The sequence below is a fragment of the Rhodococcus sp. NPDC127527 genome (assembly GCF_042672245.1).
Classification (GTDB): Bacteria; Actinomycetota; Actinomycetes; order Mycobacteriales; family Mycobacteriaceae; genus Rhodococcus_G.
Window position 1 is genome coordinate 112,576 of record NZ_JBHXVP010000014.1, and the last position, 21,196, is coordinate 133,771.

15 protein-coding genes and 1 riboswitch are annotated in these 21,196 nt (G+C 71.3%); of the genes, 5 read left to right on the forward strand and 10 right to left on the reverse strand.

Annotated features, from left to right (window positions below; translation table 11 throughout):
* Positions 1-2: 2 nt before the first annotated feature.
* On the reverse strand, positions 3-1,760 hold the full coding sequence (locus tag ACFVH2_RS21180; RefSeq protein WP_378426667.1) for a proline--tRNA ligase: 1,758 nt from the start codon (positions 1,758-1,760) through the stop codon (positions 3-5).
* A gap of 245 nt (positions 1,761-2,005) precedes the next feature.
* On the opposite strand from ACFVH2_RS21180, the gene ACFVH2_RS21185 reads away from it, so the two are divergent.
* The 3 genes from ACFVH2_RS21185 to yaaA all read left to right on the forward strand — a co-directional run bounded on the left by ACFVH2_RS21185 (position 2,006) and on the right by yaaA (position 5,643).
* Positions 2,006-4,117, forward strand: coding sequence for a hypothetical protein (locus ACFVH2_RS21185; protein WP_378426665.1), 2,112 nt, complete (start codon positions 2,006-2,008; stop codon positions 4,115-4,117).
* Between the two features lie 89 nt (positions 4,118-4,206).
* Positions 4,207-4,800, forward strand: coding sequence for a hypothetical protein (locus ACFVH2_RS21190; protein ID WP_378426664.1), 594 nt, complete (start codon positions 4,207-4,209; stop codon positions 4,798-4,800).
* Positions 4,801-4,902: 102 nt separating this feature from the next.
* Positions 4,903-5,643: a peroxide stress protein YaaA gene (yaaA, locus tag ACFVH2_RS21195; protein ID WP_378426662.1), complete on the forward strand. Its 741-nt coding sequence runs from the start codon at positions 4,903-4,905 to the stop codon at positions 5,641-5,643.
* 10 nt (positions 5,644-5,653) lie between these two features.
* On the opposite strand, the gene ACFVH2_RS21200 is transcribed toward yaaA, so the two are convergent.
* The 9 genes from ACFVH2_RS21200 to mqo all read right to left on the reverse strand — a co-directional run bounded on the left by ACFVH2_RS21200 (position 5,654) and on the right by mqo (position 18,564).
* Positions 5,654-8,188, reverse strand: a complete 2,535-nt coding sequence (locus tag ACFVH2_RS21200) for a polynucleotide kinase-phosphatase (RefSeq protein ID WP_378426660.1) — start codon at positions 8,186-8,188, stop codon at positions 5,654-5,656.
* Positions 8,185-9,582: a 3' terminal RNA ribose 2'-O-methyltransferase Hen1 gene (locus ACFVH2_RS21205; RefSeq protein WP_378426658.1), complete on the reverse strand. Its 1,398-nt coding sequence runs from the start codon at positions 9,580-9,582 to the stop codon at positions 8,185-8,187. Before ACFVH2_RS21205 ends, ACFVH2_RS21200 begins: the two co-directional genes overlap by 4 nt.
* 64 nt (positions 9,583-9,646) lie before the next feature.
* On the reverse strand, positions 9,647-11,125 hold the full coding sequence (locus ACFVH2_RS21210) for an MFS transporter (RefSeq protein WP_378426656.1): 1,479 nt from the start codon (positions 11,123-11,125) through the stop codon (positions 9,647-9,649).
* 11 nt (positions 11,126-11,136) lie between these two features.
* Complete coding sequence (gene cobA, locus ACFVH2_RS21215) at positions 11,137-12,360, reverse strand: uroporphyrinogen-III C-methyltransferase (RefSeq protein ID WP_378426654.1); 1,224 nt, start codon at positions 12,358-12,360, stop codon at positions 11,137-11,139.
* Between the two features lie 24 nt (positions 12,361-12,384).
* Entirely contained in the window at positions 12,385-12,765 is a 381-nt protein-coding gene (locus ACFVH2_RS21220; RefSeq protein WP_378426652.1) for a cobalamin biosynthesis protein, read from the reverse strand.
* Positions 12,758-14,149 (reverse strand): cobyrinate a,c-diamide synthase, encoded by a 1,392-nt coding sequence (locus ACFVH2_RS21225; protein ID WP_378426650.1) that lies wholly within the window; start codon positions 14,147-14,149, stop codon positions 12,758-12,760. Before ACFVH2_RS21225 ends, ACFVH2_RS21220 begins: the two co-directional genes overlap by 8 nt.
* Before the next feature lie 26 nt (positions 14,150-14,175).
* Positions 14,176-14,796 (reverse strand): cob(I)yrinic acid a,c-diamide adenosyltransferase, encoded by a 621-nt coding sequence (gene cobO / locus ACFVH2_RS21230; RefSeq protein WP_378426648.1) that lies wholly within the window; start codon positions 14,794-14,796, stop codon positions 14,176-14,178.
* 31 nt (positions 14,797-14,827) lie between these two features.
* Positions 14,828-16,756, reverse strand: a complete 1,929-nt coding sequence (locus ACFVH2_RS21235) for a magnesium chelatase subunit D family protein (RefSeq protein WP_378426794.1) — start codon at positions 16,754-16,756, stop codon at positions 14,828-14,830.
* Between the two features lie 26 nt (positions 16,757-16,782).
* Positions 16,783-16,936, reverse strand: a riboswitch (adenosylcobalamin (AdoCbl) riboswitch).
* Positions 16,937-17,016: 80 nt separating this feature from the next.
* Complete coding sequence (gene mqo / locus ACFVH2_RS21240) at positions 17,017-18,564, reverse strand: malate dehydrogenase (quinone) (RefSeq protein ID WP_378426646.1); 1,548 nt, start codon at positions 18,562-18,564, stop codon at positions 17,017-17,019.
* Between the two features lie 119 nt (positions 18,565-18,683).
* Here mqo and ACFVH2_RS21245 point away from each other — a divergent pair, with 119 nt between their 5' ends.
* Both ACFVH2_RS21245 and mtr read left to right on the forward strand, forming a co-directional pair.
* A complete protein-coding gene (locus ACFVH2_RS21245; RefSeq protein WP_378426644.1) occupies positions 18,684-19,706 on the forward strand; it encodes an alpha/beta hydrolase in 1,023 nt (340 codons plus the stop codon).
* Positions 19,703-21,073, forward strand: a complete 1,371-nt coding sequence (gene mtr, locus ACFVH2_RS21250) for a mycothione reductase (protein WP_378426642.1) — start codon at positions 19,703-19,705, stop codon at positions 21,071-21,073. Before ACFVH2_RS21245 ends, mtr begins: the two co-directional genes overlap by 4 nt.
* Positions 21,074-21,196: the final 123 nt, after the last annotated feature.

Sequence of the window (21,196 nt, forward strand, 5' to 3'; positions counted from 1 at the left end):
GATCAGCCGCGGACGGCCGCCAGCACCTCGGCGAGCGCGCTGTCCGCGGACACCTCGCGGGACTCACCGGTGAACCGGCCCCGCAGCTCCACCTTGCCCTCGGCCCAGCCGCGGCCGACGACGACGACCAGCGGGACACCGAGCAGTTCGGAGTCCTTGAACTTCACGCCGGGCGAGGCCTTGCGGTCGTCGAGGATCACCGACAGTCCGGCGCGATCGAGCTCCGCGGCGAGACCCTCGGCGCCCTCACGGGCGGTCTCGTCCTTGTTCGCGATCACCAGGTGCACGTTGGCGGGCGCGACCTCGGCGGGCCAGCGCAGGCCCTTGTCGTCGTGCTGCTGCTCGGCGATGACCGCGACCAGCCGCGAGACGCCGATGCCGTAGGAGCCCATGGTCGGGCGGACCGGCTTGCCGTTCTCGCCGAGCACGTCGACCGAGAAGGCGTCGGTGTACTTGCGGCCGAGCTGGAACACGTGGCCCACCTCGATGCCGCGGGCGGCGACAAGCGGGCCCGCGCCGTCGGGCGAGGGGTCGCCGTCACGCACCTCGGCGGCCTCGATGGTGCCGTCCGGGGTGAAGTCGCGGCCGGCGACCAGTCCGACGACGTGCTTGCCCTCCTCGTCGGCGCCGGTGATCCAGCTGGTGCCCTCGACCACGCGCGGGTCGACGAGGTAGCGAACGCCGTTGGCCTGCAGCGCCTTCGGGCCGATGTAGCCCTTGACGAGGAACGGGTTGTTCTTGAAGTCGGTCTCGGTGATGAGCACGTACTCGGCGGGCTCGAGCGCCGCCTCGAGGCGCTTCTCGTCCACCTCCCGGTCACCGGGGATGCCGATACCGAGGAGCTCCCACTCGCCGCCCGGCACACGGGTCTTGACCACGATGTTCTTCAGGGTGTCGGCCCCGGTCACGGTGCGTCCGATCTTCTCGGCGACGCCGGTGGCGTTCGCCCAGCCGACCAGCGAGTCGATGGTCGGGGTGTCCGGGGTGTCGTAGACCGTCGCCTCGGGCTGTCCCTCGATCGGCAGCGCGGCGGGAGCCAGCGTCTTGACCGCTTCGACGTTTGCGGCGTAACCCGACTCGAGGCAGCGAACGTAGGTGTCCTCGCCGATCTCGGACTCGGCCAGGAACTCCTCCGAGGCGCTGCCGCCCATCGCGCCGGACGTCGCGGAGACGATGACGTACTTGACGCCGAGCCGCGCGAGGATGCGCTCGTAGGCGTCGCGGTGCGCCCGGTAGGAGGCGGCCAGGCCCTCGTCGGTCAGGTCGAAGGAGTACGAATCCTTCATCACGAACTCGCGTCCGCGCAGGATGCCGGCGCGCGGCCGCTCCTCGTCGCGGTACTTGGTCTGCACCTGGTACAGGGTGACCGGGAAGTCCTTGTACGAGTTGTACTCGCCCTTCACGGTGAGGGCGAACAGCTCCTCGTGGGTGGGGCCGAGCATGTAGTCGTTGCCCTTGCGGTCCTTGAGGCGGAACAGGCCGGCGCCGTACTCGGTCCACCGGTTCGACGTCTCGTAGGGCTCGCGCGGGAGCAGCGCGGGAAGCAGGATCTCCTGCGCGCCAATCGCATTCATCTCCTCACGGACCACGCGCTCGACCTCGCGCAGCACCCGCAGGCCCAGCGGCAGCCAGGAGTAGACGCCCGGCGCGATGCGGCGGACGTAGCCGGCACGAACCAGCAGCTTGTGGCTGGCGACCTCGGCGTCGGCCGGATCGTCGCGGAGGGTGCGGAGGAACAGCTGAGACAGGCGCGTGATCACAACCCAGGAGCCTAGTCGGTCGAGCCTGCGAGGCCGACCGTGGGCGCAGTGGTCGAGCCTGCGAGGCCGACCGTGGGCGCAGTGGTCGAGCCTGCGAGGCCGACCGTGGGCGCAGTGGTCGAGCGTGCGAGGCCGTGCGAAATCCGAACCCAGGTTAGCCTCTCCTTGCTAAACATAGGCTAACCTCTGTCGCGTTCGTCCGATTGCCGCCCCCACCGGAGCGGCTGTGACCAGAAAGAAGAAGGATGCGCGCGTTCAGCAGTGCAGCCCTCGGGGCAGCGGCGGTCGCCGTGGTGTGGTCGGCTTCGGCGGGGGTCGCCTTCGCGGCCCCGGACGTCGACGGCCCGCCCGTGACGTCGGCATCGAGAACGACCGGCCTGCGCGCCGGCGGCGAGACCCTCACCGTCTCGGGGTCCGGGTTCAAGACCGACGGTCCGGGCATCTACGTCGGGCTCGTCGAGGACAGCCGGTTCACGCCCACCGACGCGAGCGCGTGGATCTCGACGGTGTTCGTGCAACCGGGTCAGATCACCGGAGGCCGGTGGTCGACGTCGCTCGACGTGACGGCCGTCGGCGCGGGGTCCGACTGCGCGGCGAGCAGTTGCTCGATCTACACCGTCGCCGCCCACGGATCGTCGGACCGCTCGCAGGACACGCGGATCCCGGTCACGTTCGCCGCGGCAGTTCCGACGACCACGCCGGCACCGACCACCACCACGACGCCCCCGGCGCCGTCCACGACCACCCCGGCGCCGACGACCACAACCACCAAGTCACCGGCGCCGACCACCACGACGAAGCCGCCGGCGCCAACCACGACCAAGCCACCGGCGCCGACGACCACGAAGCCCGCGGCCACCACTACCACCAAACCCCCGGCGCCGACCACCACCACGCCACCGGCGCCGACCACCACCACGAAGCCGCCGCCCACGACGCAGCCGCCGACCGGCAACGGGCCGGCGGTCACGGCGGATCGCACCAGCGGCCTCAACCCGGCCGGTGACACGATCACCGTCAGCGGGCGCGGGTTCTCCACCTCGGGTACGGGCATCTACATCGGCGTCGCCCAGATGAGCCGGTACTCGACCACCGACGCGTCGGTGTTCCAGGATGCGAAGTTCGTGAAACCGACGGACATGCCGGGCGGATCATGGTCGACGACGCTCAACGTGTCGTCCGCGTTCGCCGGCAGCGACTGCATGGCCAATGCGTGCGCGGTCTACACCCTGGCCGCCCACGGGTCGCCCGATCGCGGCCAGGACACCGTCACGCGGATCACGTTCGCGGGCGCCCCGGCCCCGGCCGAACCCCCGGCCGGCACGGGCCCCGGCGGCACGAACGGCGGCACCGATACCGGCGGTGGCGGTGCGGGCGGCGGCGCCCCCGGCGGCGGGGCGATCGCGTCCAACCCCGGCCTGTCGGTGACGCTGTCGAAGTCGGCCGAGCTCGATCCCGCCGGTGAAACGGTGACCATCTCGGGCGCCGGATTCTCCGGCGCGGCACCGGGCCTGTACGTCGGGCTGGTCCAGGACAACGTCTTCTCCTCCACCGACGCCTCGGTCTGGATGACCACCGCCTTCCTGAAGCCGGACGCCATCGCGGGCGGAAACTGGTCCATCACCGCGGAACTCCCCTCGGCGATGGGCGCATACGACTGCGTCCGCAACTCCTGTTCGATCTACACGGTCGCGGCACACGGGTCGAGTGACCGCAGCCAGGACTCGCGGACGCCGGTGAGCTTCGTCGGCGGTGTCGCGCCGGGCACGGTCACCGCGCCGCCGGCCAAGGGCGCGGCCGGCGGCGACGCGGCGAAGGCGGTCGCCGTCACGCTGTCGAAGTCGCGGGGGCTGAAGGTCGACGGCGAGACGATCACCATCTCGGGCACCGGCTTCGCCGCCACCGGCCCCGGCGTCTACGTGGGCCTGATCCAGGACGACAAGTTCTCGACGACGGACGCGGGCGCCTGGATGACCACCGCGTTCATCACCCCGAACCGGATCATGGACGGCGCCTGGTCCACCACAGCGGATGTCCTTGCAGTCAAGGGCGATTCGGACTGCACGAAGAAGACCTGCTCGGTCTACACGATCGCCGCGCACGGCTCGAGCGACCGCAGTCAGGACACCAAGACCCCGGTGAGCTTCGGCGACGACCCGGACGCCGCGGTGGACCCGAACGAGGACGCAGCCGCGGGCGACGGCGGATCCTCGAGTTCGACTCCGACGGCGCTCCGCAGCCTCTCCGGTGCACTGGACGGGCCCGCCGGCTGGATCCTGCCGCTGCTGGTCGGCGGCGGTCTCGGCGCCGCGATCGCGGTCGCGACGACCACCGCGATGCGTCGACGCAAAACGTAGGGGTTGCAAATTTAGGCTAGCTTTACCTAAGTTCTAATCCGGAATCCGGAGCCACTTCATCGTTAACCCCCACTCACGAAAGAAGAATCATGCGCACGTTCCACAAGGTCGCCGTCGCGGCGGCCGCCGTCGCACTCGTCTCCGCGCTGCCGGTCGGCATCGCCACGGCGGCAACCCCGTTGAAGCTCGACCTCGGTTCGACGGCCAGCATCGGCACCGAGCTGCCGGCCCTCCAGGGCATCAACACCGACCTGCTCGCCGGCCTCGACACCGGGTCGCTCGGCGGACTCTTCCCGGGCAGCGAGGGCACCGACCCCCAGGGGCCGGGGCCCGTGGAGCCGGCCGGTCCGAAGGTCACGGTGTCCAAGAAGACGGACATCGCCGCCGCCGGCGAGACCATCACCGTCTCGGGTGCCGGATTCTCCGGAGCCGGTTCCGGCCTCTACGTCGGTCTCATCCAGGACAGCAAGTACTCGGCGACGGACTCCACCGCGTGGATGACCACCAAGTGGCTCAAGGCCGCCGACATCGTCAACGGCGCCTGGACCGCGAACATCGACGTCGCCGCCGTCGCCGGCAGCTCCGACTGCCTGAAGAACACCTGCTCGATCTACACGGTCGCCGCCCACGGCTCCCCCGACCGCACCCAGGACACCAAGACCCCGGTGACCTTCCGCGGCTGACCCCCGCACACCCGGTCCGGCCTCCGCTTCTCGTGAGCGGGGGCCGGACCCGTTTCGATGCGCCCAACCGTGCGACCGTCGCGCCCGGTACGGTTGGCGCCCGTGCTGGTACTGCTGCCCCCTTCCGAGACCAAGTCCGACGGCGGCAAGGGCGCCCCGCTCGACCTCGGTGAGCTGGCGCTGCCCAAGCTCACCGCGACCCGCGAGCTGCTGGTGAACACGCTCGTCGAGCTGGCCGCCGACGAGGAGGCCTCCAGCGCGGCCCTCGGGCTCAGCGCCGGGCAGGCCGACGAGATCGCCCGCAACGCCGCGCTGTGGACCTCCCCCACCCGACCGGCGCTCGACCGCTACACCGGCGTCCTGTTCGACGCCCTGGACGCGAGGTCCTTCACCCGCACACAGAAGGCGAAGGCCCTGACCCGGCTCGCGATCGGGTCCGCCCTGTTCGGGGTGGTGCGCGCGGGCGACCCCATCCCGGCGTACCGACTGTCGGGCGGATCGAAGCTGCCGGGCATGGGCACCCTCGCGGCGCTGTGGAAACCGGAACTGACCTCCGCGCTCGAGGCCGAGGCCGACGGCCTGGTGGTGGACCTGCGCTCGGGCACGTACCAGCAGCTCGGCCCCGTGCCCGGCGCGGTCGTCGCGACCGTCCTCACCGAGAAGCCGGACGGCACCCGGTCCGTCGTCAGCCACTTCAACAAGCACCACAAGGGCCTGCTCGCGCGCGCCCTGGTCGTCTCACGCGCCGAGCCGACGGACGTGAAGGGGGTCGCCCGCGTCGCCTCGAAGGCGGGCCTGACCGTCGAGATCGCCTCTCCCACCGAGCTCGTCATCCTGACCTAGGCGCAGACGCCTACAACCGGGGGTCGACCGGCTCAGACTCGAGCGCCAGCACCGCGAACACCGCCTGGTGGATCCGCCACAGCGGATCGGCCTTCACCAACCGGTCGACCGCCTCCATGCCCAGCGCGTACTCACGCAGGGCCATCGACTGCTTGTGCCCCAGGCTCCTGTTGCGCAGCCGGTCGAGGTTCTCCTTCTCGGTGTAGTGCGGACCGTAGATCAGCCGCAGGTATTCGCGGCCCCGCACCTTGATGCCGGGCTGAGCGCGTCGAGAACCCGCGTGCGACCCGTTGGCGAACGGCTTGACCACCATGCCCTCGCCGCCGCCTGCCGTCAGCTCCTCCCACCACGCGACGCCCGCCGCCTCCGACTCGGCCGACGCCAGGTCGACGACGATCCGACGCGTCGTGGTGAAGAGCTCAGGCGCCGCGTCCACCAGCCGATCCGCGACGGCCAGGTGCCAGCCGTGATCGCGGTCGCGGTGGCCGGCGCCCTCGGTCGCCAGCACTTGGAACGGCGCCACCCGCACCCCGTCGAGACCGTCGGTCGGCCACACGTATCGCCGGTAGGCGTCGGCGTAGCGCGCGACGTCGTCCGCCCGGCCGCGCGTTCGCTCGACCAGATCCGCGACGTCGAGACCGCGCTCCGCCGCCGCCTCGAGCACCGACCGCCGGCCGGCGAGGTCCGCGCGCGCGGCCGCACCCACGGCGGCGTACTGCGACCGCAGGAGGGACTCCGACTTCGCCGACCACGGCAGCAACTCGGCGTCGAGCAGCACCCAGTCGGTCCCGAGTTCCTCCCAGACCCCGGCCGCGCCGACCGCGGTCCCCATCGTCTGGACCAGTTGTCCGGTCTGCGCAGCGTCGAACATGCGCCGGCCGGTGCGGGTGTACACGATGCCGGACAGGCCGTCCGTGGCACCGAACCGCCGCGCGGCCACGGACGCGTCCCGGCACACCAGCGCCACCGCCCGCGACCCCATGTGCTTCTCCTCGCAGATCACCGTGTCCACCTTCGCCTTTCGGTACGCCGCGAAGGCCTCGGCGGGATGCTCGAGCAGACCGGGGCGCGTGGACGCCGCGCACGGCGCCATCGTCGGCGGTAGGTAGTTGACCCACTGCGGGTCCACCGCCCAGCGGCTCATCACCTCGAGGGCGCCGGCCGCGTTCTCCGGCCGCACGCTCACGCGTCCGTGCAGCGAGGTGTCGACCCCGCCGACACCGAGGACGTCGTCGATGTCCAGGGCCAGCGGATCGGTGCCGGACAGGCGAACCGGTTTCGCCGGCGGGTACCACTCCCGCTCCGCCGGCACCGAGACCACCTCGCGCTCCGGGTACCGCATCGCCGACAGCGCACCACCGAAGACGCAGCCGGTGTCGAGGCACGCGGTGTTGCCCACCCACCGCACGTCCGGCACCGGGGTGTGCCCGTACAGCACCACCGCGTCACCCCGGTAGTCCTCGGCCCACGGGTAGCGGACCGGGAGCCCGAATTCGTCCGTCTCGCCGGTGGTCTCGCCGTACAGCGCGAAGCTCCGCACCCGCCCCGAGGCCCGGTTGTGGTACTCCTGCTTGAGCCCGGCGTGCGCGACGACCAGACGGCCCTCGTCGAGCACGAGGTGCGCTACCAGCCCGTCGCAGAACTCCGCGACCCGCGTGCGGAACTCCTCGGACTCGCCGGCCAGCTGGTCGAGCGTGCCCTCGAGCCCGTGCGTGAGGCTGACCTTCCTGCCGCGCAGCGCTTTCACCAGCTTGTTCTCGTGGTTGCCGGGCACCGCGAGCGCGTGTCCCGCCGCGACCATGCCCATCACCAGGCGCAGCACCCCCGGCGAGTCCGGGCCCCGGTCCACGTAGTCGCCGACGAACACCGCGGTACGCCCGTTCGGCGGAACCGCATCCACCGCTCGGCCGTGCTCGTCCCGAAGCACCTCGTATCCCAGAGCGCCCAAGAGTGTTTCGAGCTCGCTGCGGCAACCGTGAATGTCGCCGATCACGTCGAACGGTCCTGGCAGCGCGCGACGGTCGCTGCGCAGCGGCGCACGGACGATGCGTGCGGACGCGACCGCATCGACGCCGTCGAGGACGTGCACGGTACGGAAGCCCTCGCGGGCGAGCCCGCGCAGCGACCGGGTGAGCTGCTGGTGCTGCCGCCGCAGCACCGCACGGTCGAACGCCCGGTCCCCGCGGGCGGCGGTGCGCTCGGCGCACACCGCTTCCGGCACGTTCAGCACGATCGCGACCGGCAGCAGGTCCTGACCGCGCGCCAGTTCGATCAGCTTCCTGCGGGCGGCGGGCTGGACGCTGGTCGCGTCGACGACGGTGAGCCGGCCCCCGCGCAGACGCTTCGACGCGATGAACTCGAGCACCTCGAACGCGTCGGCGGTGGACGCCTGCGAGTTCGGGTCGTCGCTGACCAGACCGCGGCAGTGGTCACTGGAGATCACCTCGTAGGGACCGAAGTGCTCGGCCGCGAAGGTCGACTTGCCGGACCCGCTGATGCCGACGAGCACGACCAGCGACGGCTCGGGAATCTCGAGGACACTCATGCGGCAACTTCCTGTCGGGTGAACACGGCCATCTGGGTCGGCGCGCCGTGGGTGGCGTCGAACTCTCCGATCCCGCTGAAACTGACGTCGTAGCCGTGTTCCGAGGTGATCTCACCGGCCCAGGACGCGAATTGCGTTCGGGTGAACTCGAATCGGTGATCCGGGTGCCGGAATGCACCCGGTTCGAGGTTCGGGTACAGCACGTTGTACTCGGCGTTGGGGGTGGTCACCAGCACCACCCTCGGTTTCATGTCGGCGAACACCGACCGCACCAGGGCCGGCAGCCGGGACCGGTCGACGTGCTCGACGACCTCCATCAGCACCACCGCGTCGAACCCGTGCAGGCGCCGATCGCGGTAGGTGGCCGACGACTGCAGCACCGCGATCCGGTCCCGCTGACGGTCGGGCAGCTCGCCCAGCCCGAGCCGGCGTTCCGCCTTGCGCAGCGCCGCGTCGCTGACGTCGACGCCCACGATCCGGGTGAAGGCCGGACGCGCGAGCAGTTCGCGCAGCAGTTTGCCTTCGCCACAACCGACGTCGACGACCCTTGCCACGCCGAGGTTCTCGAGGGCGGCGAGCACCGCGTCCTGACGCAGCTGCGCGAGGCCCACATTGGTCACCGTGGGTTCGTCCGGCTCCCCGGTGGCCCCGTCGTCCAGCCGTTCGACGACCGACGCGACCAGTTCGCGGCGGTGCGCGAGGTACCTCGAGGTGATCAACCCGGATTCCGGGTGGCCGCCGAGCCAGTCCCCCGCCGCCCTGACCAACTTGTCGGCCTCGTCCTCGCCGACCCAGTAGTGCTTGACGTCGTCGAGGACCGGCAGCAGGACGTACAGGTGCCGCAGCGCGGCGGACACGGGCAGCGTGCCGGTGAGCGTCAGGCTCACGTACGCCGAGTCGCCCCACTGCGGGATCGACTCGTCCAGCGCCACCGGATCCGCGGTGACCTCCCAGCCGAGCGGCCCGAACAGCCGGCCGGGCAGGTCGCGGCCGCCGCGCGCCGGCGCCGCCGGAACGGTGACGCGCAGCGGCAACGCCGTGAGCGGCAGTTCGGGACGCGAGGCGAGCGTCCCGGCGAGGGCGGACTTGAACACCCGCGCGATCGCCACCGCGAGCATCGACGACCTCGCGTAGGGGCGGTCGTTCACGTACTGCCCCAGCGCGAACCCGTCCGCCCCGCGGCGAAACTTGCTGCGCGCCAACTCGACGGGATCGACATCCAGCGTCATCGCGACCGTGCAGCGCGCCGGCGTGGACTCCGGGTAGAACACCGTCGCGGTCCCCACGGAGAGGTCGAAGGCCTGGACCCGATCGGGATGCTTGTGGAGCAGGTAGCCCAGATCGGAGGCATCGGGAAAGTCGCCCGTCGCGGTGGCGGTGAGTGTCAGGAGCACCGAGCCGACGCTACCGACGCCGCCGCCCCTTGGCGAGCGAATTGTCCGGGTCGCCCGCGGCCGGTCAGGACTGCTGCGCGGCCTTCTCCGCCTCCTGCGCCTGCGCGACCTGCTCGGGGCTGAGCCGGATGAACAGCGCCGTGATCGCGGCCAGCGCCGCCGCCACCGCGCAGCCGACAAGGGCGAAGGTGTAGCCGTCGCCGAGCGCGGCGAGCTGCGCCGGGTTCATGTCCGCCGCCGCGCCGGACACGCCGCCGAGGGACAGCGTCCGCGAGGTCGCCATCGCCCCGATCACCGCGAGTCCGAGCGGGCCACCGAGCGTCTGCGCGACCTGAGCGATCGCCGCGAGCGGACCGATGTCCGACGGCCCGACGCCTGCGATCGCGCACAGCGGCAGCGGCACCACCGCCAGGCCGACGCCGAATCCGATGCCGATCACCGGAACGAACAGGTTGCCGAGATACGTCGCGGAGCTGTCGAAGGTGGAGCCGTAGAGCAGCCCGACGACCATGATCACCGCGCCCGCGACGACCAGCCACCGAGGCTGGATCCGGACCGCCAGCTTGGACGCGACGAAGGCCGCCGCGCCGAGACCGAAGGCGAACGGGATGAACGCCAGGCCCGCCTTCAACGGCGTGTAGCCGAGCACGTCCTGGACGAACAGCGCGACGAACGCGGCCACCGAGAACATCACCGCACCGACGAAGAAGATCGCGAGGATGGTCGCCACCCGGTCCCGGTTCTCGAACAGCGTCAGCGGCAGCAGTGGGTTCTTCGCGTTGCGCTCGACGAGCAGGAACGCGCCCAGCAACAGCACTCCGCCGATCAGCGCACCGATCACGGCCGCGCTGCCCCAGCCGAGTTCGGGCCCCTCGGACAGCCCGAACACGATCGCCGTGCACCCGACCGTGGCCAGGATCGCCCCCGGCACGTCGAGCGGGATCCGCTCGCTGCCGGTCTCGACGAGGGCGACCACGGCCAGGGCGACGATCAGCAGGCCGATGGGAACGTTGATCAGGAAGATCCACCGCCAGGACACCTGGGTCAGCGCGCCACCGATCACCAGCCCCGCGATGGAGCCGACACCGGTCATCGCGGCGAAGATGGCGATCGCCTGGTTGCGCACCGGGCCGGGCGCGAAGGTCGTGGCGACCAGGGCCAGGGCCGTCGGCGAGGCGACCGCGGCGCCGACGCCCTGCAGGGCGCGGGCGGCGACCAGGGTGGCCTCGTTGACGGCCAACCCGCACAGCAGCGAGGACACCGTGAACAGCGCGACGCCCGAGATGAACATCCGTTTGCGGCCGAACACGTCCCCGAGCCGGCCGCCGAGCAGCATCAGGCCGCCGAAGGCCAACGCGTACGACGTCAGCACCCAGTTGCGGCCGCTGTCGCTCAGGTCGAGGTCGGACTGCAGCCGGGCGAGGGCGAGGTTGGCGACGGTTCCATCCAGCACCACCATCAACTGCAGGCCACTGAGCACGATGATCGCGAGCCCGAAGGCCCGCGTGGTGACCGGGTACTTCACAGCGGTGGAATCAGACACGGGAGTCCACGTTACCGAGCGTCAACAGCAAACCCCGCGGTCGGTCCGATCACGATGATCGCCGGCGGCCGGATGTTCTCCTCGCGAACGCGCGCCGCGATGGTGGCGAGGTCGGCGCGCAGCACCCGCTGCGAGCGCGTCGTGCCCTCCTGGATCGCGGTCACCGGGGTGTCCGCGGGACGTCCGCCGTCCATCAAGGTGGCGGCGAACTTCTCGATCCGCTCGACCGCCATCAGCAGCACCAGGGTGCCCCGGAGCCGGGCCAGCGCCGACCAGTCGGTCAGCGAGTCGGGGTGATCGGGCGCGACGTGTCCGCTGACGACGACGAACTCGTGCGTGACGCCGCGGTGGGTGACCGGGATGCCTGCCGCCGACGGCACCGAGATGGCGCTGGTGATGCCCGGCACGACCGTCACGGGGACGCCGGCCGCCGCGCAGGCCTCGACCTCCTCGAAGCCGCGCCCGAACACGTACGGGTCGCCGCCCTTGAGCCGGACCACGAACTTGCCGGCCCGCGCACCCTCGATCAGCGTCTCGTTGATGGCCTGCTGCGCCATCGCCCGGCCGTACGGCAGCTTCGACGCGTCGATGACCTCGACGTGCGGCGCGAGTTCGGCCAGCAGCTCCTGCGGCGCGAGGTGGTCCGCGACCACGACGTCGGCGCGGGAGAGCAGCCGGCGGCCGCGGACGGTTATCAGATCGGGGTCACCGGGTCCGCCGCCGACGAGCGCGACGCCGGGAGCGTGCGGCTCCTCGTCGGTGAGGGTGCCGGACTGCAGCGCCTCGACGATCGCGGTCCGCACCGCGGCCGAGCGGCGGTGCTGGCCGCCGGCGAGCACGCCGACCTCCAGCCCGTCGAAGGAGGCGCTGGCCGGCGTGACGGCGGTGCCCTGACGGGCGCTGTCGGCGCGCACGCAGAAGATCCGGTTGCGCTCCGCCTCCGCGACCACGGCCGCGTTCGTGTCCGGCTCGTCGGTGCAGGCGATGGCGTACCAGGCGCCGTCGAGGTCGCCGTCGGTGTAGTCGCGCAGTTCGGCGGTGATCTGGCCGCCGGTCACCATCGCTTCGACCGCGGGTGTGACGGTGCGGGCGATCACGTGCACCTTCGCCCCGGACGCGACGATCAGGCCGAGGCGACGCTGCGCGACGGTCCCACCGCCCACCACGACGACCCGGCGGTCGGTCAGGTTCAGGCCGACGAGGTAGTTCGTCTCGTCTCCGGCCGCTGCTGGCACTGCGCTCTCCTTCAGGTCTTCGGACTACCAAACAGTACGGGCGAGCGCGACCGTCACGCCATTGCGGGCGCGCTTGCGCACCAGCAGGTCACCGCCGCCCGCGCCGAGCACCGCGGCGGCCTCGGCCACGCTCGGGGTGCCGACCTCCGCGGCGACCCGACCGGACGGCGTCGGCACCTCGACCGCCGCGAGCTCGTCGGCGGTGAAGCCGAGCACCGGCACACCGAGTTCGGCTGCGGCGATCGCGACGGACGACTCGGTCGCCTTGCGTTCGAGCGTCGCCAGCGCGTGCAGATCGGCAGGGTCGTCGACGACGGCACTGATCGCGTCCAGCACCGCGTCCGGACCGACGCCGTCCCGCAGGCCGATGCCGACCACCAGGTCACCGCGCCCCGGGCTATCCACTGCGCACCTCGAATTCCCTTGCCGCACCGACAAAACGTCGAACCGACGACGGACTGCCCGCGGGATGCGTGTGCAGGTACGACGCGTGCACGCCGCCGCCCGCGAACCCCTCGCGCGCCGATGCGCCCGCCGCTCTCCAGCCCCACGCGGGCGACCAGCCGTCCACCGCGGTGGCCGCGAGGCTGGTGCGGTGGAACTCGTGGCCGACCACCCGCTGGCCGGGTTCGAACAGCACCGACTCCCCCAGCGCGACCGCCTCCCGGTAGCCCAGGGTCAGCGCGCCGCCGAAGGATGCGTCGACGCCGATCACCCCCGCCATCGGATGCCCGTCCAGCCGCCGCGAGAGGTACAGCAGGCCCGCGCATTCCGCGTGAATCGGCATCCCGCGCCGCGCGAGCTCCCGCACCGTCGTCAGCAGCGCCGTGTTCGCTGCCAGGTCCGCGGCGTGCTCCTCGGGGAAGCCGCCGGGCAGCACCAGCGCCGCGACGCCCTCGGGCAACTGATCGACAGCCGGATCGAACACGTGCACCCGCGCACCCGCGGCCTCGAGCAGTTCGCGGTGCTCGGCGTAGCCGAAGGTGAACGCCGCCCCGCCCGCGACCGCGACCACCGGGGCGCCCGGTACCGGCTCGCCCACCTCGGCCCGCGGGTCCCAGGCCGGCGCGGTCACCGCCGAGCGGGCCAGCGAGCGCACCGCGCCCAGGTCGACGTGGGTCGCGATCAGCTCGGTCATCGCGTCCACCGCCGCGGTCGCGGCGCCGCCGTGTTCGACGGCGGTGATCAGGCCGAGATGCCGGGACGGGACGGACAGTTCCGCGAGCCGCGGCACCACACCGAGCACCGGGACACCGACCCGGTCGCAGGCCTGCCGCAGCACCTGCTCGTGCCGCGCACTGCCGACCCGGTTGAGGATCACCCCGCCGATCCGGACACCGGAGTCGAAGGTCGCGAAACCGTGCAGGACCGCGGCGAGGGACTGGCTGTGGCCGCGGGCGTCGACGACGAGAACCACCGGGGCACCGAGCAGGCCCGCGACCTGAGCCGTGGAGCCCTCCGCCGCGCCGTCGGGCGCCGGGTCCGCGATCTTGCCGTCGAACAGGCCCATCACGCCCTCGACAACGGCGATGTCGCAGCCCGCGGAGCCGTGCCGGAACAGGGGCCCGATCCGCTCGGCGCCGACCAGGACGGGGTCGAGGTTGCGGCCGACGCGGCCGGCGGCGAGGCCGTGGTAGCCCGGGTCGATGTAGTCCGGGCCGACCTTGAACGGCGCCACCGCGTCGCCCGCCGCCCGCAGGGCGCCGATCAGACCCGTTGCGACCGTGGTCTTTCCGCTACCCGAGGCGGGCGCGGCGACGACCACCGCAGGAACCGACCCCGCTGTCACATTCCTCGTCGCTCCGCTCGGCTCCATCACCACTCGATGCCCCGCTGCCCCTTGCGTCCGGCGTCCATCGGGTGCTTGACCTTGGTCATCTCGGTGACCAGGTCGGCGGCCTCGATCAGGGCCTGCGGGGCGTCGCGACCGGTGATCACCACGTGCTGGTTGCCGGGCCGCTCGCGCAGTGTCTGCACCACCTCGTCGACGTCGACCCAGCCCCACTTGAGCGGGTAGGTGAACTCGTCGAGCACGTAGAACTTGTGTTCCTCGTTGGCGATTCGACGGGCCACCTCGCGCCACCCGTCCAGGGCGACCCGCGCGTGATCCTCGTCGTCGCCCTTCTTGCGGGTCCAGGACCAGCCCTCGCCCATCTTGTGCCACTGCACGGGCCCGCCGACTCCGGTGGACTGGTGCAGCTCACCGAGCGCGCGGAACGCCGATTCCTCGCCGACCTTCCACTTGGCGGACTTGACGAACTGGAACACCCCGATGTCGAAGCCCTGGTTCCAGGCGCGCAACGCCATTCCGAACGCGGCCGTCGACTTCCCCTTTCCCGCGCCGGTGTGCACGGCGAGGACCGGTGCATTGCGACGCTGGCGGGTGGTCAAACCGTCGTCGGGGACGGACTCGGGAAGCGGAACTCCCTTGGGCACAGTGCAACTCCTTCTCTGGCGCGTTGACGATCTAGGCCGCGAATGCCGCGGCGCCGGCCCGGACCACGCCCGCGACCCGCTCCGCGGACAGCTCGTCGATCCGGACGTACGCGCCGCGCATGGCGGTGGCCAGCTCGCGTGCCAGGCCGAGCCGGACCATGCCGGACTCGCAGTCGACGACCACCGAGGCCACGGACGTGTCGGCCAGCAGGCCCGCGGCGACCCGGGCGCGGTGCACCGGATCGGTTCCGCCGGTGGCCCGTCCATCGGTCAGCGCGACGACCATCGCGCGACGCTGCGGGTCCCGGACCTTCTCGCGGAGCACCACCTCACGCGCCTTCAGGAAGCCCTGGGCGAGCGGGGTCCTGCCGCCGGTGCGCAGCGACCGGAGTCGACGCACCGCCACGTCCACCGACGAGGTCGGCGGCAGCACGAGTTCCGCGGCAGTCCCGCGCACGGTGATCACGGCGACCTTGTCGCGGCGCTGGTAGGCGTCCCGCAGCAGCGAGATCACCGCACCGGTGACGGCGGAGAGCCGGTCGCGCGCCGCCATCGAGCCCGACGCATCGACCACGAAGACCACCAGGTTGCCCTCCCGACCCTCGCGTTCCGCTCCACGAATATCTTTGGGCACCAACACCATCGGACCTTCGGTACGGCCACGGGAGACCTGGTGCTCGGCGGCGGCGAAGAGCGTGCCGACCAGGTGCAGGCCGCGACCGGGCGTGGTGGTCGAGCGCACGACCCGTCCCTGCTGCGAGCGCGAGCGCGAACGGCGCCCCGGCGCACCCTCGCCGACTCCGGGGATGGTCAGCAGTCGGGTCTTGAACTGTGCCGACGGCGCGGCGGCCGGACGCTCGGGGGCGCGAGCCGGGCCGGACTGTTCGCTCTCGCTCGGCTCCGCGGACTGCTGGGCATCGCCGGGGGACGCGGGCCCGTCGGACTCGGGCGCGGGCGCGCCGCCGCCGGGTCCGTCGGGGTCGGGCTCCGGCTCGGGCTGGTTCGCCTGCTCGGCGGCGTCACGCATGGCGTCCTCGAGCTGCTGCGGGTCCAGGCCCGGCTCGTCGAAGGGGTCGCGGCGACGCCGGTGCGGCAGGGTGAGCTCGGCGGCCACCCGGACGTCCTCCTCGGTGACCGCCGTCGCGCCGCGCCACGCGGCGTGCGCGGTGGCGGTCCGGGCGAGCACCAGGTCGGCCCGCATGCCGTCGACGTCGAAGGAGGCGCACAGGGCCGCGATCCGGCGCAGTTCGGTGTCGCTCAGCTCGACACCGGCGAGGGCCTGGCGCGCGGCCGCGATCCGCTGGGCCAGGGCGAGGTCCTGGTCGGCGTATCGGGCGGCGAAGGCGGCGGGGTCGGACTCGAAGTCGAGCCGGCGGCGCACCACCTGCATGCGGGTGTCCACCTCCCGCGACGCGGCGACGTCGACGGCCAACCCGAACCGGTCGAGCAGCTGCGGGCGCAGCTCACCCTCCTCTGGGTTCATGGTGCCGACCAGCACGAATCGGGCCGGATGCGAGTGCGAGACGCCGTCGCGCTCGATGTGCACGCGTCCCATCGCGGCGGCGTCGAGCAGCACGTCGACCAGGTGGTCGTGCAGCAGGTTCACCTCGTCGACGTAGAGCACGCCGTCGTGCGCGGCAGCCAGCAGTCCGGGCTGGAACGCCCGCTCGCCGTCCCGGAGGACCTTCTCGAGGTCCAGCGACCCCACCACGCGGTCCTCGGTGGCACCGACCGGCAGTTCGACCAGCCGGGCGGGCCGCGTCCCGTCGTCTCCGGACACCGGCGGCAGCAGCGCGGCGAGTGCGCGGACCACGGTGGACTTGGCGGTGCCCTTCTCGCCGCGCACCAGCACACCGCCGATGCCGGGATGCACCGCGCACAGCGTGAGTGCGAGCCGCAGCTGGTCCTGGCCGACGATCGCACTGAACGGGAAGCCCGGTTCCGGACGGGTCTGCGTCATCGAACTCAGCTGTGCCACAGTGCAATTCCCTTCACTCCCCGGTGTCCGCGCCGAGGGTCGGAGTCGATCCTCTACCGCGGCGATCTGACTCCGGCTCCCGACCGGGTCGGGCACCGTCACAGTGGCGGGACCGTGCCTGACTTGCACAGGACTTCCCCGCGGCAGGGACATTGTTCGAGGGTGACTCTATCGGGCGCAACGACCGCCGCCGCCACCGCGCCCGGTGGGCGCGATGACGGCGGCGGTTCGGTGTGCCTGGGTCAGACGGCGGCGGCCGTGGTGGCGACCGCGTCCGAGGATTCGAGCTGCAGCACGCGGTTGGACCAGTCCCACACCTCACGGAAGAGGGACTCGTTGTCCGAGAGCTTGACCCCGAGCGAGGGCACCATCTGCTTGAGCTGCGGCTCCCAGGCCTTGTACTGCTCGCCGAAGCAACGCTGCATCACGTCGAGCATCGCGGGGACCGCGGTCGAGGCGCCCGGCGAGGCGCCGAGCAGGCCGGCGATGCTGCCGTCCGCGGCGCTGACCACCGCGGTGCCGAACTCGAGCACGCCGCCCTTGCCCTTGGCCCGGCGGATGACCTGGACGCGCTGCCCCGCGGTGATGAGCTCCCAGTCCTTGTCGAGCGCCTTCGGCACGAACTCCTGCAGGGTCTCGATGCGGCCGGCCTCCGACTTGGTCAGCTCACTGACCAGGTACTTCACCAGACCGAGCTCGGAGACACCCACGCCGAGCATGGACAGCAGGTTGTTCGGCTTGACCGAACCGGGCAGGTCGGTGACCCGGCCCTCCTTGAGGAACTTCGGCGACCAGCCGGCGTAGGGGCCGAACAGCAGTCCGGGCTTGCCGCCGATGACGCGGGTGTCCAGGTGCGGCACCGACATCGGCGGCGCGCCGACGGCCGCCTTGCCGTACACCTTGGCGCGGTGCTGCGCGATGAGCTCGGGATTGGTGCAGCGCAGGAAGGCGCCGCTGACCGGGAACCCGCCGAAGCCCTTGGCCTCCGCGATGCCGGACTTCTGCAGCAGGTGCAGCGCACCGCCGCCCGCGCCGACGAACACGAACTTCGCGTTGACCTTCCGGCGGGCGCCCGTGCGACGGTTGTGGACCTTCACGTCCCAGGTGCCGTCGGACTGCTTCGAGATGTCGGTGACCTCGTGACCGAAGTACACCAGTCCGCCGGAGGCGCCGACATGGCCGAGCAGCTGCTTGGTGAGCGCGCCGAAGTCGACGTCGGTGCCGCCGTCGGTCCAGTTCAGCGCGACGGGGTCGGAGAAGTCGCGACCCTTGGCCATCAACGGCAGGCGGCGGGCGAACTCCTCCGGACGCTCGGTGTACTCCATGCCGGCGAACAGCGGGTGCCCGGCGAGGGCGTCGTACCGCGCCCGCAGGTACTTCACGTTCTCTGCGCCGTGCACGAAGCTCACGTGCGGGATCGGGTTGATGAACTCGCGGGGCTCGGTGAGAATGCCCTTCTCGACCGCGTGGGCCCAGAACTGCCGCGAGACCTGGAACTGCTCGTTGACGTTGATCGCCTTGGCGATGTCGACCGAGCCGTCGGCGTTCTCCGGGGTGTAGTTGAGCTCGCACAGTGCCGAGTGCCCGGTGCCCGCGTTGTTCCACGGGTCGCTGCTCTCCGCGGCGGCGGCGTCGAGCCGCTCGAACACGCTGATCGACCAGTCCGGCTGCAGCTCACGAAGGAGGGCGCCGAGGGTGGCGCTCATGATGCCCGCACCGACGAGCACGACATCGGTCTTGGTCTGTACTGCGTTGTTTTCTGACACTGGAGAATCGACTTCCTTGTCCATTGGCAGTGGGCAGTCACACCGACTGCAGCCGACAGGTTACCCGGGCGTATATGGGCCGTTAACCTCACCCAATTGTGCCCCCCTGCGGGGAGGTTTCCCGCACATTACTGTTGTGATCTGTGACTACATGGGCACCGGACCTTCTTGGTGAAGGATATGAGCAGCTGACGATCCCGCTCGGGGCGGATCCGGACGGCGAGGGCGACGTCCTGGCTACCCTGGTTCGATACCGCCCCGAGGACGCCCCCGGCACCCGTCGCGCCGTGCTCTACGTGCACGGATTCACCGACTACTTCTTCCAGAAGCATCTCGCGGAGCACTTCCACGAGCAGGGCTACGCGTTCTACGCGCTGGACCTGCGCAAGTGCGGCAGGTCCCTGCGCGCGGGCCAGACGCCGCATTTCGTGACTGATCTCTCTTTCTACGACGCGGAGCTCGACCGCGCGCTGTCCCTCGTCCGCGAGGACGTCGGCGGGTCGAGTGGGGACTCGAGTGGAGCCGGCGAGGGGTCCGTGCTGCTGACCGCGCACTCCACCGGCGGGCTGATCCTGCCGCTGTGGCTCGACCGCCTCAACGCGCGACCCGGCGGCAGCGCAGGCGCGGGCGTCCGCGGGCTCGTCCTCAACAGCCCGTGGTTCGACCTGCAGGGCCCGTCCTACCTGCGCAGCGTCGGCACGGTGGCGGTCGACGCGGTCGGCCGGGTGAAGGAGAAGCTGGTGATCAAGCAGCCGCCCGCCGACGTGTACGGGCGGACCCTGCACCGCGACCACGGTGGCGAGTGGGACTACAACCTCGACTGGAAGCCGCTGACCGGCTTTCCCGTCACTTTCGGATGGATGCGGGCGATCCGGCGCGGTCACGCCCGCCTGCACCGCGGCCTCGACATCGGTGTCCCGTCCCTGATCCTGCGGTCCAAGGCGACGCACTACTCCCTGCGGTACACGGAGAAGTCCGAGGTGGCGGACCTGATCCTCGACGTCGAGCAGATCGCGAAGTGGGCGGGCTGCCTCGGCGACCGCACCACGATCGTGCCGATCGAGGGGGCCCGGCACGACGTGTTCCTGTCCCGCGAGGTTCCGCGCAAGCAGGCCTTCGACGAGGTGGACCAGTGGTTGGGCTGGCTGGACGGGCAGGGCGCGTGAACCACTTCGATCTCGCGATCATCGGATCCGGTTCCGGCAACACAATTCTCGACGACCGGTTCGCCGACATGCGGGTGGCCATTCTCGAGGGCGGAACCTTCGGCGGCACCTGCCTGAACGTCGGGTGCATCCCGACAAAGATGTTCGTCTACGCCGCCGAGGTGGCGCGGGCGATACAGCACGCGAGCCGGTACGGCGTCGACGCGCGCGTGGAGAAGGTGCGGTGGTCGGACATCGTCGACCGGGTCTTCGACCGGATCGACCCGATCTCGGCGGGCGGCGAGCGCTACCGGCGCGACGAGAACCCCAACACCACACTGTATTCCGGATACGCCACGTTCGTGGGTCCGCGGGAGATCCGAACCGGGACCGGGGAGGTGATCACCGCCGACCAGGTGGTGGTGGCGGCCGGTTCGCGTCCGATCGTCCCCGACGAGATCAGCCGCAGCGGCGTCCCGTACTTCACCAACGACGACATCATGCGGCTGCCGGCACTGCCCGAGCACCTGGTGATCGTGGGGAGCGGGTTCATCGCGTCCGAGTTCGCGCACGTCTTCTCCGCCTTCGGTAGCCGGGTGTCGATCATCGGCCGGGGCGAGCGCCTGCTGCGCGATCTCGACACCGACGTCTCGCAGCGGTTCACCGACCTGGCGCGGCGGAAATGGGATGTGCACCTGGGCAATTCGGTGACCGAGGTCGCGGGTGGTCCCGGCGAGGTGCGGGTGACGCTCGCGGACGGGACGGTGGTCACCGGTGACACCCTGCTGGTGGCGACGGGGCGCACCCCGAACGGCGATCGGATCGGGGCCGAGTCCGCGGGGATCGCCGTCCACACCGACGGCCGGGTCGTGGTCGACGAGTTCCAGCGCACCACCGCCGAGGGCGTCTTCGCTCTCGGTGACGTCTCCTCACCGCACCAGCTCAAGCACGTGGCCAACCACGAGGCGCGGGTGGTGCAGGCGAACCTGCTGCGCGACGCGTGGAGCGGCGACGAGCCACTGGTCAGCACGGATCACCGGTTCGTGCCGTCGGCGGTGTTCACGGACCCGCAGATCGCCACGGTCGGACTGACCGAGGATCAGGCCCGCGAGCGCGGGCACGACATCGCGGTGAAGGTCCAGAGGTTCGCCGACGTCGCTTACGGCTGGGCGATGGAGGACGACGAGGGCCTGTGCAAGGTGATCGCCGACCGCGGCACGGGACAGCTGCTGGGCGCGCACATCATCGGCGCACAGGCATCCACCCTCATCCAGCCGCTGATCCAGGCGATGAGCTTCGGGTTGCCCGCGCGGGAGATGGCCCTCGGTCAGTACTGGATCCATCCCGCGCTGACCGAAGTCGTCGAGAACGCCCTGCTCGGGCTGTAGGCGGCTGCGCCGCAGTGGTGGGGGGGGGGGGTGCGTGGTGGTTGTTACAACAGCACAGGCCGCCGCGCACCACCACCTACCGTGGGGGGCCGGCGTGGCCGTGGGGAGACTAGGGGGGGCCGG

Coding starts and splice junctions, on each gene's coding strand:
- ACFVH2_RS21185 (WP_378426665.1), top strand. CDS start 2,006: ATGCGCGCGTTCAGCAGTGCAGCCCTCGGGGCAGCGGCGGTCGCCGTG.
- ACFVH2_RS21190 (WP_378426664.1), top strand. CDS start 4,207: ATGCGCACGTTCCACAAGGTCGCCGTCGCGGCGGCCGCCGTCGCACTC.
- ACFVH2_RS21200 (WP_378426660.1), bottom strand. CDS start 8,188: ATGAGTGTCCTCGAGATTCCCGAGCCGTCGCTGGTCGTGCTCGTCGGC.
- ACFVH2_RS21235 (WP_378426794.1), bottom strand. CDS start 16,756: ATGACGCAGACCCGTCCGGAACCGGGCTTCCCGTTCAGTGCGATCGTC.
- mqo (WP_378426646.1), bottom strand. CDS start 18,564: ATGGACAAGGAAGTCGATTCTCCAGTGTCAGAAAACAACGCAGTACAG.